This is a genomic window from Umboniibacter marinipuniceus, from assembly GCF_003688415.1.
GTDB classification, from domain to species: Bacteria; Pseudomonadota; Gammaproteobacteria; order Pseudomonadales; family DSM-25080; genus Umboniibacter; species Umboniibacter marinipuniceus.
Window position 1 is genome coordinate 664,879 of sequence record NZ_REFJ01000001.1, and the last position, 15,088, is coordinate 679,966.

The 15,088-nt window shown below is 49.6% G+C and carries 11 protein-coding genes; 9 read left to right on the forward strand and 2 right to left on the reverse strand.

Annotation, left to right across the window (positions count from 1 at the left end):
* Positions 1–80: 80 nt before the first annotated feature.
* Positions 81–917, forward strand: coding sequence for a sterol desaturase family protein (locus tag DFR27_RS03055; RefSeq protein WP_121875974.1), 837 nt, complete (start codon positions 81–83; stop codon positions 915–917).
* A 34-nt stretch (positions 918–951) separates the two neighbouring features.
* On the opposite strand, the gene DFR27_RS03060 is transcribed toward DFR27_RS03055, so the two are convergent.
* The gene (locus DFR27_RS03060) at positions 952–1,551 is read right to left on the reverse strand and encodes a hypothetical protein (RefSeq protein ID WP_121875975.1); all 600 of its coding nucleotides are present in this window, start codon (positions 1,549–1,551) and stop codon (positions 952–954) included.
* A gap of 113 nt (positions 1,552–1,664) precedes the next feature.
* On the opposite strand from DFR27_RS03060, the gene DFR27_RS12485 reads away from it, so the two are divergent.
* The 3 genes from DFR27_RS12485 (at position 1,665) to rsgA (ending at position 4,215) form a co-directional block, all read left to right on the forward strand.
* The gene (locus DFR27_RS12485) at positions 1,665–1,862 is read left to right on the forward strand and encodes a hypothetical protein (RefSeq protein ID WP_147434505.1); all 198 of its coding nucleotides are present in this window, start codon (positions 1,665–1,667) and stop codon (positions 1,860–1,862) included.
* Between the two features lie 127 nt (positions 1,863–1,989).
* On the forward strand, positions 1,990–2,985 hold the full coding sequence (locus DFR27_RS03065) for an alpha/beta hydrolase (RefSeq protein ID WP_121875976.1): 996 nt from the start codon (positions 1,990–1,992) through the stop codon (positions 2,983–2,985).
* A 192-nt stretch (positions 2,986–3,177) separates the two neighbouring features.
* Positions 3,178–4,215 (forward strand): ribosome small subunit-dependent GTPase A, encoded by a 1,038-nt coding sequence (gene rsgA, locus DFR27_RS03070; protein WP_121875977.1) that lies wholly within the window; start codon positions 3,178–3,180, stop codon positions 4,213–4,215.
* Positions 4,216–4,265: 50 nt separating this feature from the next.
* Here the strand turns inward: rsgA and DFR27_RS03075 are convergent, their stop codons facing one another.
* Complete coding sequence (locus tag DFR27_RS03075) at positions 4,266–8,822, reverse strand: PKD domain-containing protein (protein ID WP_121875978.1); 4,557 nt, start codon at positions 8,820–8,822, stop codon at positions 4,266–4,268.
* A gap of 291 nt (positions 8,823–9,113) precedes the next feature.
* On the opposite strand from DFR27_RS03075, the gene DFR27_RS03080 reads away from it, so the two are divergent.
* From DFR27_RS03080 to DFR27_RS03095, 5 genes are all read left to right on the forward strand, one after another.
* Positions 9,114–9,779 (forward strand): hypothetical protein, encoded by a 666-nt coding sequence (locus tag DFR27_RS03080; RefSeq protein ID WP_121875979.1) that lies wholly within the window; start codon positions 9,114–9,116, stop codon positions 9,777–9,779.
* The gene (locus tag DFR27_RS03085; protein ID WP_121875980.1) at positions 9,776–12,688 is read left to right on the forward strand and encodes a prolyl oligopeptidase family serine peptidase; all 2,913 of its coding nucleotides are present in this window, start codon (positions 9,776–9,778) and stop codon (positions 12,686–12,688) included. Before DFR27_RS03080 ends, DFR27_RS03085 begins: the two co-directional genes overlap by 4 nt.
* Positions 12,685–12,816: a hypothetical protein gene (locus tag DFR27_RS12715; RefSeq protein ID WP_281269003.1), complete on the forward strand. Its 132-nt coding sequence runs from the start codon at positions 12,685–12,687 to the stop codon at positions 12,814–12,816. The genes DFR27_RS03085 and DFR27_RS12715 overlap by 4 nt, the downstream gene beginning before the upstream one ends.
* Positions 12,817–12,874: 58 nt before the next feature.
* Positions 12,875–14,032: a helix-turn-helix domain-containing protein gene (locus DFR27_RS03090; protein WP_245962590.1), complete on the forward strand. Its 1,158-nt coding sequence runs from the start codon at positions 12,875–12,877 to the stop codon at positions 14,030–14,032.
* Between the two features lie 86 nt (positions 14,033–14,118).
* The gene (locus DFR27_RS03095) at positions 14,119–15,003 is read left to right on the forward strand and encodes a DUF2306 domain-containing protein (RefSeq protein ID WP_121875981.1); all 885 of its coding nucleotides are present in this window, start codon (positions 14,119–14,121) and stop codon (positions 15,001–15,003) included.
* Positions 15,004–15,088: the final 85 nt, after the last annotated feature.

Consider the following 15,088-nt stretch of genomic DNA (forward strand, 5'->3'; position numbering starts at 1 on the left):
GAAAACTATACAATGATATATTTTATAACACAGTCTCAGGATAGGATGACAGCTCAAACCAAGTTAATGAGTTGGCTGTTATGAAAATTGAACTAATTATTCTCTTCATCTTTGCGGGGTTCGCCATTCTTGAGGCTTGGCGAGGTAAGTTGTTTCGTCGCGACGGTGAAGTGAGTGATGATGCCCGAGTTGAAGCAATTAGCACGTTACTTGTGGTTGCAGTGACTCAGCCAACTATCATCTTTACCGTCAGTTATGTGTTGGGTTCAATTCTGCCCGAATATCGTGACGCGCTTGTCGGCACCGCTATTATCTTCCAGATTTTGTTGCTGCTGGTGTTTGATGACATGATGCAATATTGGTGGCATAGGATGTCTCACACCTTTATTCCTTTGTATAAATTACACCGTGCTCATCATAACGGTAAGTACATGAGTATCCGGATTGTCTATCGTAATAACATCTTCTACTACGCCATGATGCCATCGCTGTGGCTTTCTGGAGTGCTCATCTATTTGGGATTCGGCGAAGTTTATGCGGTCTATTTGGTGGTGAAGATGACGGTGATTTATGGGGCACACTCGGAATGGAAGTGGGATCGCTTTCTCTATAGCCGGCCTTGGTTGAATCCGTTCACGTGGGTGATTGAGCGTACAATTTCCACTCCCTCAACCCATTCGGCCCACCACGGTCTTGATCCAAGTGACGGCATCACCACCTTTAAGGGTAACTATGGCAATCTACTGTTCTTTTGGGATGTGCTGTTTGGCACGGCGAAGATTACCCGTAAGTATCCAGAGCGCTACGGTGTGTCCGGTATGCTGCGCGCAGATTGGAAGGAGCAGTTGATTTGGCCCTTGTATACAACACCTCGAGCTAAGCAACCACGTCCGTCACCAAAAGAGTCTGACGCCTAAACGCTAAACGCTAAACGCTAAACGCGCGTAGCCGCTAGCTTGGATTGACGCTGGCGGCCACTCCACCGAATTCCATGCCGAACAGTGCGATAAAGGCAATATACAAGGCCGCGTAGCCAACAACGAAAACCTTTGTGGCGGTAATGCTATCGGACCACCAGAGAACCAATGAGCAAATAATAAACCCGGCGAAGATGGGTGCGGTGGGAGCCATCTGCCCTATGAAAATTGGCATGAAGGCCAACGCCCAAGCCCAGAATAATGCTGAAATACCGAAGAACATACTTCGGAACTCCATGAAGGTGGCTTTGAGGTCAACCTTAGCGTCCTCGATGTCGGGAACCATGAGGGAGGTGCATAGATAAAGCAGAGTGGGGCCTATCAGTAGGTAGAGGTATATCAAGAAGTTAATTTGAGCTAATGACCGCATCCCGAGAATAGACCACCAAAGGAGGAGGTGTGCCATTAACTGAGACGCAACCAGCAAATAGAATGGCCAGAAGGGTTCTACCTTAATTGTCTTGCGTTTCTTTACAAACTCGCCGAATCCGCCAATGAGTCGAACTAGCCCCATACCATTGACTACGGCTGCTAAGGCAATAATAACTGGCCAGATTGCAGCAACATTATTCATTAAGGATCTTCCCCCAAACGTTGGTTAATCTTGTGTCATTACTCTAAAAGATAAGCCTAGCGGTTTTTTTCACAACTTGCCGTCTTAGTGGGTTTACACAAGTTGCCGTCTTAGTGGGTTTTACACAAGTTGCCGTCCCCGCGGGTTTTACACAAGTTGCCGTCCCAGCTGGTCCTTCAGAACCTTCAAATTGGCACCACATTGCCTACTCGTTCGCGGAGTGGTTACTTCCCAACCATGAGCTTCAAGGGCTGTGTTTCGGGGCAAAGTCTGAGTTACCCACAGGGTTATACGGTGATATCTGTTGGTAAGGATTGGGCTCGTTGTGCGATGAATTTGGGATGGTTGAATTCCATTCAATGACGGCTGAAAACATACAATTTGCGGCTTTGATTGGGGGCTGATAGCGTTATCGAATCACAGGAAGGGACGATTATCATGGTGTTAGAGCTGGTAAGGGATTTGTTCACAGGGCTGTTATCAAACAGTCTGCTAAGGGGCGTTGTCGTCACCGGTGTGGTGGTGTTTGAGGTAGGTACTGTTTACGCCCAACCAGAGGAACATAATCTGACTAACGTTGAGCCCAAAACTACTTACGCAGCGTTCACTGAACCGCTTTGGCCCGCGGAGATGCCACTGGCCTTAACGGCGGCGAATACGGAATACGAAGCCGATTGTTTTGGTGTGCAATGCGCCTATGAGGTCAGCGTGCCCACGCTCAGTTTCTACCCAGCCAAAGGCGAAAATACTGGCATCAGCCTAATCATCCTTCCCGGAGGGGGGTATACCGTGGAGGCTATTTATCACGAGGGGCATGAGGTAGCAGAATTTTTCAGCCGTCACGGTATTAATACAGCCGTTTTGAAATATCGTATCCCCAGCCCCACACACTCGCATACGCCCTGGGAAGTGCCACTAGCGGATGCACGCCAAGGGTTGCTTCGGCTCCATGAATTGGCGAGTGAGTATGAATTGAACCCGGATGCAATTGGAGTAATTGGGTTTTCAGCGGGAAGCCACCTAGCCACTTGGCTAAGCCTGGAAGAAAGTGAACAGTTGGCGCATAACCCCGATTTCGCTTTGCTCATTTACGGAGTGACGCAAATGAACGAGGAAAACACTCGCTGGCTAGAGGAGTCCCTATTTCATCGAAAAATGACGGCGGCGGAGGTTCGGGAATTTAGCTTCTTAGATCGTGTTACGCCAAGCGCGCCGCCGAGTTTTCTCGTTCACGCCATGGACGATGATGTCTGTCACTACCATGAAAGTACTCGCTATTTATCGGCTTTGACCCAGCAAGGTGTTAAGGCCGAAATGCACCTGTTTCAACAGGGTGGCCATGGTTTCGGCTTGGGTCGCCAGGAAGACGGCAGCCATCAATGGCCAGCGCTGGCGGTAGAGTGGTTACGGCAGTTTAGCCGCCCGATGGATTAGCTTGCCCTGTTGCCACCCCTAGCAATGCTACCCTAATGGGTAGCTATTCTTGCGGCTTCGTGCGTCTTCAGCCATTATCAACGGAGCGTCAACGGAGCGTCAATAGAGCGTCAATAGAGCGTCAGCAGAGCGTCAACGGAGCGTTTTGTTGCGTTGTCTGACATGAGTAGTAGCACTTCGCTAGGAACAGCAATGGATTTTCATCTATTAAACGAATTAGGTATGCGTCCCTTCTTTCAGCAACAGCTTTCGCTAGATGAGTTGGAGAATTGTACGTTGGGCCGAGTCGTTGCGCACCATAAGTCAGAAGTAGCGGTGCTCGATGGCACTGAATCAGCTCGATTTAACCTGCCGCAGAATTTTGAACAAGTCTGTGTGGGAGACTGGGTGTTGATATCAGGCGAGCGACTGGTCCGCACACTTGAGCGGCAGTCTTTGTTTCAACGCAAAGCCGCCGGCACTGCACAGGAACGTCAGCTTATTGCTGCGAATGTCGATAGCGTCTTTATTGTTAGCTCGCTTAACGAAGATTTTAGTCTTAATCGTATTGAGCGATATCTCGTGTTAGCGAAGGAAGCAGGTGTTGAACCCGTTGTGGTGCTGACGAAAAAAGATACTCACGATGACCCAGAAAGTGAAAAGGACCGAGTTCAGCAGCTAGATCCGCTATTAGAAGTACATTGTATTAACGCCCTAGCGCAGGATGAAGTGTTGGTGTTAAAGGAGCACTGCAGGAAAGGGCGGACCGTTGCCTTTCTGGGTTCCTCTGGGGTTGGCAAGTCCACGTTGGTAAATAGCTTAGTGGGTGAGCAAACCATGCAAACTGCTGCCATCCGAGAAACCGATGGCAAGGGACGTCACACCACCACGCATCGAGCGCTTAAACGGATTCCTGGTGGCGGACTCCTAATGGACACTCCAGGAATGAGAGAGCTACAGCTAAGTGACGTTAAAGAGGGTATCCAGCTCACCTTTGCCGAGATTGAAGCCATAGCAGCGAACTGTCGGTTTGGTGACTGCCAACATGAAAAGGAGCCAGGCTGCGCGGTCTTAAAAGCGGTAGATAATGATGAGATATCACCACGAAGGCTGGACAACTATAAAAAACTTCGGCGCGAAGAGGCGCACAATAGCGCTACCCTAGCGCAACGCAGGGCGAAGGATCGAGCCTTCACAAAAATGGTGAACTCGGTGCAAGAACAGTCGCGAAACGCGAAAAAATTTAAGTGATAAAAAAACGCGCGCCCTAAGGCGCGCGTTTTCGTTTTGGATTTACGCTTCTAGTTAATCTCGGTAAAGCCAGGGTAGAGCGAATCAATTGGCGTATCGTCCGGCACATCACTAATGACAATTGCCCCCGTTCCTAAGTTATAGGCATAGGTTTGGTCATCCAGCGAGCGGCCGTTCGAGGCAAAGCCAACCAAGTCGCCATTCGCATCTTCAGCGATAAAGCCAACCATAGAACGGTTTGGAACCGTTGCTACTTCAGCAACACTATTAGTCGACTCGTTGTAGCGCATTAGCTTACCGCCCTCTGTGCCAAAGTACATATTACCGTCGCTTGCTGCAATGAGTGCTGTGGAAGGTAGATCAGTTAAACCTGCGACAGAACCAGAGATAGTTGGCATCGCACAGTTATTACTGAGGCGTTGAATGGTGCCTTGGTTAGCGGCACCGTCGGCACGCGTAGCGAAGAATCCATCACCTCCAGCCGTTGGGAAGGTCACCGCATAAACGGGATCATTGGCTGCTGAAGAAGCCAATACCAGAGAGCCATCGGTGTTAGAGCTAAGATCTCGGCAGTAGAGTGTGTCGTCTACAAAGAACCATAGGTTATTGTTGTCCAAGCGAAGCTCAGTATCGGGCGCTTCATGATTCAGTGCCGAATAGGAGGTAATGAAGGTCGATGTCATGGAGTTAGGATCCAACTCATAGAGATCGGTGGTTATCGTAGTAACACCTGTTTGATCGCTGGACAGTAGATAGATCGAACCGCTAGCGGTTTCGGCCATCGAGAGTCCAGGCTTAGCTCGACGGCTAATGAGGCTATTCTCAGTATCGCCAGTGGTGGAATCGTAGCGAATAATGCGCGCGGTGACAGCACCTGAACCAGGGCCATCTGAATGCTCGCGAACTGGGAAGAAATAGTCACCCGCAGCGCTCTTAAGTATCCGCCCATAGGGTAGTGCACCACGAGGGTATCCCATAGGGATTGTTAAGGTGTTGGAGGTTTCTCGGTCGTAGGTGATGATATTCCCGTTGCCATTGAGCCCTTCGTCAATGCTAAAGGTCACAATGTAGCGGTCATTGATGGCATCATTGACCGAATTCACAACCGCAGGGTCTCCGAAGAAGTAGTAACCTAAATCTGGCCCCCCGGTAACGAGCGGACGGATACTGAAGTTGGGTTTCGTCATCTCGCTAAGTGTGGGTGCTTTCAAGAAGCTGGTTGCGGTACTAAAGATAAAGTTCTTTGCGAGCGAGTCTGAAATTGTTAAGTACGCACTAGAGCGAGTTGTGGAAACCGCTAGGCCTTTAAATTCATTGCCAGCCAACGAGCCGAATGTTGCCGCTTGAGATGGCTTAACAGCGCTGGTATTACTGGCAAAGAGAGCGGGGTCATAATTAGACCCAGCTCCGTTACACAGTAGGAATACCTCGGGGCTTTCCCATAGGAAAGTTCCAATTGGGTTTTTACAGTCTAGTAATCTGAAACCGTTAGCGCCATTTGGGGCGTTTTGAACAAGTCCTGGTTGAACATCGACAATGACTTGCGTATCACGCTCTACGTACATCTTTCGCCCGGCGACTTCAATCGTATTGCCAAACTCCTCAATGTTCCAAGATTTAGTCAGATCCTGTGGGTCGCTTGGAACAATCTTGAGCACATGGCGTTTTTCAGAGCGTGAAAAGGTGTTACCCACAATCAACGCTATTTGATCGCCATTCCAGTAGAGATCAGTAGACGGCGCATTGGTATAACCTGGGAAGTTGGCTGACGCCAAACCAAAGTCGGCAATCACGGTGACTTTTTGGTAGTCGGCGCTAGCCGAGTCGAAATTAACATGAAGTAAGACTCCCACATTGGTCTTTCCGCCTCGAGTACTATAGAGGTACGCTGACTTACCGTCTGGGTGGAACAGCAGTCGCGAGCCAATCTCTCTGACCTTGTAACCTTCGTGCATAATGTAGGGCAGGGTCATGAAGCGGGTAGCGGTCTGAGTTGAAGGTTCGAATTCGATAATATTCCCCACATCATTCTCGCCACCTAACGACAGCGTGAGATAGGCTTTGTTGGTGATGGGGTGCACGGTCCAACCTTGGAGTGGATCGGTGAGTGCCGCAACCGGCAAGCCATGAAAACTCATGATTTCCGTTGGTTGGGTTAGGTTACTTTCAGGAACGCTAATAAGTGATCCCACGCCACTGTCACCCCCACGAGAACTTAGCATCATCAGATTGTGTGTGCCGGGAGTAGGGATTGCAGCGCCTTTTACCGGGTCCTTCACCTCTACAAAACGTGAAACCGTGGAGCTTTGGTTAACACCATCCGAAACGGATAACGCGATTAAATACTGACCGGCTTTGGTAGGCGTAAAGGATGGCTGGGCGGTAGTTGGATCAATTAGGGCCTCGCCATTACTAAACAGCAGTGTCCAATTATAGCTTAGCGCTTCACCCTCTGGGTCTGAACTCTGACTGCCATCAAATTGATAGCTTTGACCAGTAGTACCGTCCGGTGTTACAGCTATGATGGCCGTTGGCTCTAGGTTCTTTTTGTCATCGTGAATAACCACAACATCAGGGAAGCTGGTGCTCTTTCCATCGCTGACCACCAGTTGGATAACGAAGTCACCTTCTACGTCTGGTGTGAAATCAGGGTAAGGTGTCTGCGGATTATTGAGCACTGCTGTACTCCCTGAAGGTCGACTCAACATAGACCAGCTGTAAAACAGCGAGTCGCCATCGGCATCGGACGAAGCTGTGCCATCCAGAATAAACTGGTCGCCTAGGAGGGTTGTAGAGTCTCTACCGGCGTTGGCCACCGGGAGGGTATTGGTGGCTGGGTCACGGATGACAATAATGTCAAAATCACTTTGTCCTGATTCATCGCTAACTTTGAGTTGAATCACAAAGTCTCCTGCTAGATCGGGGACTATGCCGGCCACAGCAGAGCGTTCATTGCTAATCACAGCACCGCTACCTGCCGGGCTTGAGATCAACGACCACATAAAGTTCAGCGTTTGATTTTCAGGATCACTGGACAGTGAACCGTCAAGTGTTACCGCGGTGCCGGTGGCTGCCGATTGGTCAGGGCCAGCCGAAGCGACAGGTGGTAAGTCACCGTCACTCATAATCACTGTGGCCGGAGCGCTGTCGAGGAGACCATCGTTGACAACGAGTTGGAAGACATAATCGCCAGCCGCGTCAGGCGTAAATGACGGAGAGACGATATCCGCATCGGAGAGCTGAACAGAGCTCCCACTAGGCAGCGATAGAATGGTCCATTGATAGCTTAGTTGCGCACCTTCTGCATCGGAAGATGCCGAGCCATCTAAGTTATATAAGCTACCGGTAGCAACACTTTTAGATTTGCCTGCATTCGCGACAGGGGCAGTGTTATTAGTGGATACGGTAATTGAGGTTGGGACGCTATTAGCGGTGCCATCACTGGCAACCAACTGAATGACATAATCGCCAGATAGATCGGGTGTGAAGGTGGGGTGAACAGTGTGAATGTCACTGAGTACGGCACTTGAATTGCGAGGCTTCGAGGTAAATGACCATTGAAAGCTCAGCGGATCGCCGTTCGGATCTGAAGAGGCCGATCCGTCTAAATGAACAATTTGACCTATGGTGCCAGTGAGGTCTCTGCCCGCATTAGCTACGGGAGCTTGGTTGCCCGAGTGAAGTGCGATATTACTCTGGCGACTATCAGCGGTGCCGTCATTAACCACCAAGCCGATGACGTACGGACCTGTGATATCCGGGGTAATCGAGGCTCGGCCTTGATCGGCATTGGCCAGTACAGCGGAACTGCCACTTGGAGCGCTCACAATGTGCCACTTAAAGCTCAGTGGATCACCATTCGCATCGGAAGAGGCCGAGCCATCCAGAATAACGGCTTGTCCGACTACGTAAGATTGATCGATGCCCGCATTGGCAATCGGCGCAACATTCGCAGTTGAAACCACAACCTCATCGCTGTTGCTGTCTAAGAAGCCATCTGAGACCACTAGTTCAATTACATAATCGCCTTCTACATCGGGCGTTAACATTGGATAGGGAGAGTCTGAACGAGAGAGTGTGGCACTGCTTCCGGATGGTGCACTGGCAATTGTCCAACTAAAACTGAGCGCATCGCCGTCCACATCAAAACTACTGGCGCCGTTCAGGGCGGCTGGCTGACCTACCGCGACCGATCGATCGGGTCCGGCTAAGGCAACGGGCATGGTGTCGGTGTCGGAAATGGTGACCTGACTTGGCGCACTGTCCTGTTCGCCATCGTTGACCACCAATTCAATCACGTAATCGCCAACGGCATCGAGGTAGATACTCGGAAAAACACTGTTTTCATCGCTAAGCACTGAGCTGCTAGAAGAGGGTTGGCTGACAACCGTCCACTGGTAAGTTAGGGAGTCACCATCGGGGTCATATGAGCCGCTACCATTCAACGTTGCCGTAGCACCGCGTTGCAAAAGGATTGATTGTCCCGCATCGGCTACCGGTACCCCAACGGGAGGCGTAATTCCGCCGCCTGGGTTGTCCGGCTGGTTTGGTGAATCATTACTACAAGCGGCTAGCAGCAACGCTAAACTAATGGCGAGTATACGCATGTTCGAATCCTTCGATAGTTGGCGGGGTTTTAATTGTTGGTTAAAGAATAGTCTAGCGCAATATTCTTACTTGAAATAGTTGTTTTGTTAACTGCCTCTCAATTCATTCTCGCCGCCTGTGGTATGTGTTTTTTTTAGAAGCCTGTTCGAAGGTTACCCCAGCTTAGAAATACAAGTTTCTATTGCTGAGTTGATTGCCTTACTGCAAAATGGACTAAACAACAATTAATAAAAAACGGTCTATTCCTGCGAAGAAATTCTAGCACCCACACCTAATTCAAGGACGAATCAATGCAACTTAATTCTGCTGCGCGGCTGCGTATGTACGTCATCTTATTATCAGCGCTGCTGACGGCCTGTGCCGCAAATGTCACCTCGGTTGATGATGCTCAACCCACGGAGGCCCGCGATGATATGGGCTATCTTGTGCTTGGTATTGATGAGCGAAGTCGCTTTCGTTCCATCTTAATGCATGGCGAAGACACTGTTCGTATCACGGCCGACAGCTTAATCGAAGGCTCCAATTTTATCGTCTATCCCTTGGAGGCAGGCAACTATAATTTTGACTCCTTCTACCTGAGTTCATCCTTCAAGGTGCGTTTAGATAGCGAGAACTGGCAAGTCAAAATTGAGCCCAATAAACTCACCTATGTAGGCCATATTAATGTCTCGATGCTCGGTTTGTTTTCCGGTGCAGCCATTCAATTAAACAATCGCTCATCGGAAGCGCTGGCATTTCTCTCTTCCAATTATCCGAAATTGCTCAGTCAGTTTGAAGTGGCCTACGGTGGTCCCGGAGATGATCCCTATATGAGCTATGTGGCCACGCTAAGCAATGCCACCCCCATCAGCAACCAAACAGAGCAAGCAGAGCAAGCAGAGCAAGCAGAGCAAGCAGAGCAAGCAGAGCAAGCAGAGCAAGCAGAGCAAATAGAGCAAGCAGAGGTGTCGCAATGAGAATTATTAGCTTCTTTACACTCTTAGCCTTCAGCGTATTGTCTCAGGCTCAGTCATTCGAACCCCTCTACGATCAGGACGTTTTCATCAAGGCGCGGTTCGAACCCATGTCGAGTGAACAGCTGGTCAGCAAACCAACGATCAATGACATCAAGCTGTCGCCATCGGGTGATTGGCTTATTGCGGTTGACCGATACGACGGTAAAACAGCGGTCAGTGTAATTACCTCACACCCGGCGGAAGTGGTTCAAATTATTGGACTGAAGAATTTCTTTCAGATTGATATTGATTGGCTGACCGATGAATATTTTGCGGTTAGCGCAATAACACGGGGCGTAAGTGGGCGCGCAACAAGCATCTTTAAGGTCAGCGCGTCTGGCGACGTTGAGCAAGTTGTTGCGTTTATGCAGGGCAGTTTCGTCCACATTTCCCCCGCGGATAATGAATTTGTGTTTCAGCGCTTAGATAGACCTGGGCTGTATAGTGTTTACCAGTTGAGTGCCGAACAATTTAGTTTCGAGGCCATCGAGGACGCCACGGCAATTATTCGCCGTGAACGTTCGCTTCTGCCGCCGCTATTCGACCCCATTTCAAAGCGGGTGATGTTTATGCGCGGTACGTCCGTGGAAAATGTGACCTTCAAAGCCATCTCAACGGTAGATGGATCGGTGACCAGTGCTCGTGTCAATCTCAATAGCGAGGTGACGATTCTGCCACTGGCAATGTTGTCACCAAGCCAATGGATTGTCATCACTGACGAGGAGACTCCCCGCAGAGCGGTACAGTATTTCAATCCCGTGGAGTCCAGCTTTGGTGAGATTCTTTATCAATCCACGGAACACGATGTTATTTCCGCAAGGCTTGAATCAGATGGCAAAATTTCGGCTGTCACTTATCTTGATCAAGGAAGCTTGGTAACCAAATATATTGATGATGGTGAACAGCTACTTTATGACCGAATTAGCGCTGCCTACCCCGATACATCGTTTTCACAAATCAGTCAGTCTGAGGATCGAGAGCATATTCTCCTGCTCGGTACCGGCTCGCTCCTCGAACCGAGCTTCTTTATGTTTCACGGAGAGAATGACTCGCTCCAGCTTCTGCAGTCTCAGTACAGCGCCATTGATACTCATAATTTGTCACCAACAACCGTGATGTCGGCTACCAGCTCAGATGGTGAGAGGATTGAAGGGTTTCTTACACTGCCCTTGCATGGCGAGCCATTGGGTTTGATTGTGAAGCCCCATGGAGGTCCTATTGGGGTGAGCGATAACCGATTGTTTAATGCCGAGGTGCAGTACTTTGCTTCGCGTGGTTTTGCGGTACTTCGTACCAACTTCCGTGGTTCGGAAGGATATGGCAGAGCTTTTCGTGAACAGGGGCGTGGTGAGCTAGGGCAGCTCATTGAGGATGACATCATGGCGACAGTGAATGCCGTGCAGTCTGTTCATAACTTTGACAAAGTCTGTGCGATGGGCGGAAGCTATGGTGCCTATTCGTCGATGATGTTGTCGATTCGCCATCCAGAGTTATTTGACTGTGCCATTGGCTCGTTTGGTATTTACGACTTACCACTTGCCTTGAGCTTGTCTAACCGACACTTGAGTGAATCTACTCAGGAGCGAATTAGGGCAATAATGGGTGATCACGACACCGCTACGCTCATGGGTAATTCACCGGTATATCTGGCCGAAGATATTAATGTCCCCGTAATGCTTATAGCCGGGGCGAAGGACGCCATTACGCCGCCTGAGCATACCCACCGCCTTGAGGCCATGTTGTCACTACAGGGTAACCAACCGGAGGGAGTTATTTATAACAACGCTCGCCATGGGCATTCGTCATTGCGAGATCGTCGTCATGACTTCGCCCTTCGCTATGACTTTCTTCTCCGGTCCATGGGCATCCAGCCCCCGCTGCCTGAAGAGCTTTATGCAACGGCGCGCTCAACCCTAGCTGACGACTATCTCATGTTAGGACGTCTTACCCTAGATGAAGATTTAACGGCCTTTGGTGCGCAAGCGGATCCAGCAATGACCAGCTACTACTTTGAGCGAGCGGCCGAGTTAGGAAGTTTGCGAGCAAAGTATGAATTAGGGAAGCGGTTACTTGATGCGGAAGATGAGCATCACGATACCGAAGGCGGTTTGCGGCTATTAGAGGAAGCGGCGGAATACGACCAGTGGCAGGCGCAAGTTGAGCTGGGCAAGCACTACCTGCGCGGAAACTTCGTGGATCAGGATTTCGAACGTGCCCAGCAACTGATTGAAGACGGTTTCCGCCAATATGACGAAGAGCGTAGGCAAAAGTTACTGCTTGCCGAATTCTATTGCGTGGCGCCGCCGCCATATCAAGATCTAGCGCGCTGCGCCGGCGAGCTTAAACGGCGCGGAACCGATAATCGTTACGTGACGATGGATTTCCGTAAAACGGTGGGGAGAATCTACGAACAGCTGAATGCTGACGATGACGCTATGCGCGTGGTGCGAGAGCGATTAGTGGAACATATTGGCGTCTCAGCGGAGCGCGGTCAGATAGATGAGGTAGCTGCGGGCCTTGCGACGCTTGATTATGGGCGAGACTTTGGTACTTCTCGAAAGTTCAATGTATACAGCAGCCCCGACTCATTCAGCTTAAACGAGAACCTAGGCAAATACATGGGACTAACCGTGCGACCTGAAGTATCAATAATGGATCACGATGTGAAAACTGGGATGGTTCTAATTTGGCGCTTCCCTGATCAAAACGGCAATCGTAGATCCACCGCCACACTCTTTTGGGGGAGCGATGCCGAGTACAAGCTCCAGCATGAGTTGACGACGGCTCAAGGCATAGGGGATTACGAAATAGAAGTGCTTAATTTGCATGGCGAGGTTTTATATCAGTATCGCTACGAGATTACACCATGATAAGAGGTTGGAAGTTTGGTGAAAGCTGGGAGCCTATCGATCACCCAACCGAATACAACGACGTTACTGACGTGTCGGCTGAGTCTCTATTGCCTAATCGCCATATGTATTCGCGTGAGCTAAGCTGATGCTATTGAGGGTAGGTTGAATATGATCCGTGATAATGGTTTAGCACAGGGCTAGAAAATGGGCATCAATATTGTTCCGACAGTGATTTACGCTAGCATGATGGGAATGACCTGTTTTGCCCTTATTGATGTGTTAAGTCGTAAGCGTCAGCAGCAATCAATTTACCTTGGTGTTCTACTGCTCCTGTTGTTAGCGCATATTCTGGGCGAGCTATTTATCTATTCAGGCGCCTACCAATATGCTCCGGCCTTGGCGGGAATGCAGCTTCCTTTGCGGATGTTGTTAGGTCCTGCTCTGTACTTTTACGCTATCGCTACCATGTCGCCTGATCGGCAGGTTAATGGAAGGGCGTATTTGTTAGCACTCACTGGGCCGCTACTCGTTATTGTTGGGATGCTTCCTTTCGCTTTAGGCATCAGTTCCGCGGATAAGTTAGCGCTGGCTAATCCAGCGACTCGAGACCCTGAGCTTTGGCAGATCGCGTTTATGACCTGCTTGTTTGCCACCATTGCCTTTATTTTGTTCACCGCAGCTTACCTGGTTGTAACCTTCCGATTACACGCCCGCCATCGGCGACAATTAATGGAGCGCTTTTCTACCATCGAGAAGCGTTCGATGGATTGGTTCAGGGTTCTACTGGTGTTGTGGGGAGCGGTGTGGGGTTTGTTTGCGCTGGACTTCATGATGGGGTTCTTGGGTGTTAGGTGGTTTGGGTCCGGGGTGGTACTGCCGCTCTTTGAGATGTCAGTGCTAATGGTATTTACCCATTTTGCGCTGAAACAGCCTATCCTCGAAGAAAGCGATAAAGCCGAGCCACAGCGTAAACCAGCCAAAACCTATGCACTGGCCACCGAGCAGTTGCAGCAGATTGCCAATAAACTCAGTCAGGCGATGAAACAGGATGCGCTCTATCTGGAGGAGGACTTGTCATTGAAGCGTTTGTCCGATGCTATTTCGGTCAGCGAAAACCAAATTTCAGAAACACTCTCGCAGTTCCTCAATACCAACTTCTTTCATTACGTGAATAGCTTTCGCGTTGAACAGGCCAAGTCACTGCTCTTGAGTACTAAAAATCAAGTGACGAGCATTGCTTACGAGGTGGGTTTCAATTCGAAATCAACGTTCAATACCGCCTTTAAGAAATCCACGGGTTTCACGCCAACAGGATATCGAAAGCACCAAACAGTGCAAAGCTCCGACAATTTTATCCATTAAAATGTTCGAATCGGCCCATTTGGACGAAAGTAGCCAGTTTACAGCTCATTCTAAGCGCCTAATTTGCTTCAATGAGATATCGTACAATGGAAAACACAGTAACTGATTCAGCTACCTCAGCGGCCGCTACGCAACAAACTTCTCCGCAGAATTCATCGGCAATGACGCTGGCAAACCGAACGCTTAAGTATTCGACGATTTTCTGGTTTCTTGCCGTCATGGCAGGTCAGTGGTTCTTCTTCTACTACATTATGACCTTCTACGGTTTCTCCGTGATTAGCAACAATATGGAAATTTGGAATCGCTGGGAAGCCATGGGATCAACGCCGTTTGTGGCGGGGGATTTTGGTGGCAATCTTGCCTTCGCTGCGCATGCCATTGGCGGAGGTATTGTGGCCTTTGGTGGTGCTCTTCAGTTGATACCTCAGCTTCGTTCGCGCTTTCCCAAGTTTCATAAGGTGAACGGCTATACCTATCTAACCACTGTGTTTGCGTTGGCAATCTCAGGGTTCTATTTGGTTTGGATTCGTGATCAAGATCCCATTGATATGTCGGGCGTGGGTACCAGTATTAATGGCCTGCTCATTTTAAGCTTCGCCTTCCTAACGGTGCGTTTCGCGATTAAACGAGATATTACTAGCCATCGTAAATGGGCGCTGCGTTTATTCTTGGTGGCTAACGCGCAGTGGATCTTGCGAGTGGGAGTGTTTAGCTATTTGATATCTGGCACACTTTTGGGTCTTGAACCGTCTTTCGGTGACCCATTCTTCCTCATGTGGACCTTTGGTTGCTATGTGATACCGCTAGCGGCACTGCAGCTCTATTTCTACGCGAAAGAGAAACGTAGTCTTGGCGCCAAGTATGTGGCGAGTTTTGTGCTGGTGGTGTTAACGTTGTTGATGATTATTGGGGCGGTAGGCTTTACGCCATTTCTGTTGACGGTTGCATCGGGCGGTGAAATAGCCTTTTAGTGGGGGAGGTATGGCAGCGGGGCGGTAGTTGACCTCAGTAAGAAGTCTCTGCGAGCATCTGTAGGTTTAGGCCAAACGAGCAACT

Bases quoted from the DNA above. Each gene is read 5' to 3' on its own strand.
- DFR27_RS03075 (WP_121875978.1), bottom strand. From the start codon at position 8,822: ATGCGTATACTCGCCATTAGTTTAGCGTTGCTGCTAGCCGCTTGTAGT.
- DFR27_RS03095 (WP_121875981.1), top strand. From the start codon at position 14,119: ATGGAAAACACAGTAACTGATTCAGCTACCTCAGCGGCCGCTACGCAA.
- DFR27_RS03060 (WP_121875975.1), bottom strand. From the start codon at position 1,551: ATGAATAATGTTGCTGCAATCTGGCCAGTTATTATTGCCTTAGCAGCC.
- DFR27_RS12715 (WP_281269003.1), top strand. From the start codon at position 12,685: ATGATAAGAGGTTGGAAGTTTGGTGAAAGCTGGGAGCCTATCGATCAC.
- rsgA (WP_121875977.1), top strand. From the start codon at position 3,178: ATGGATTTTCATCTATTAAACGAATTAGGTATGCGTCCCTTCTTTCAG.
- DFR27_RS03065 (WP_121875976.1), top strand. From the start codon at position 1,990: ATGGTGTTAGAGCTGGTAAGGGATTTGTTCACAGGGCTGTTATCAAAC.
- DFR27_RS03085 (WP_121875980.1), top strand. From the start codon at position 9,776: ATGAGAATTATTAGCTTCTTTACACTCTTAGCCTTCAGCGTATTGTCT.
- DFR27_RS03090 (WP_245962590.1), top strand. From the start codon at position 12,875: ATGGGCATCAATATTGTTCCGACAGTGATTTACGCTAGCATGATGGGA.
- DFR27_RS03055 (WP_121875974.1), top strand. From the start codon at position 81: ATGAAAATTGAACTAATTATTCTCTTCATCTTTGCGGGGTTCGCCATT.
- DFR27_RS03080 (WP_121875979.1), top strand. From the start codon at position 9,114: ATGCAACTTAATTCTGCTGCGCGGCTGCGTATGTACGTCATCTTATTA.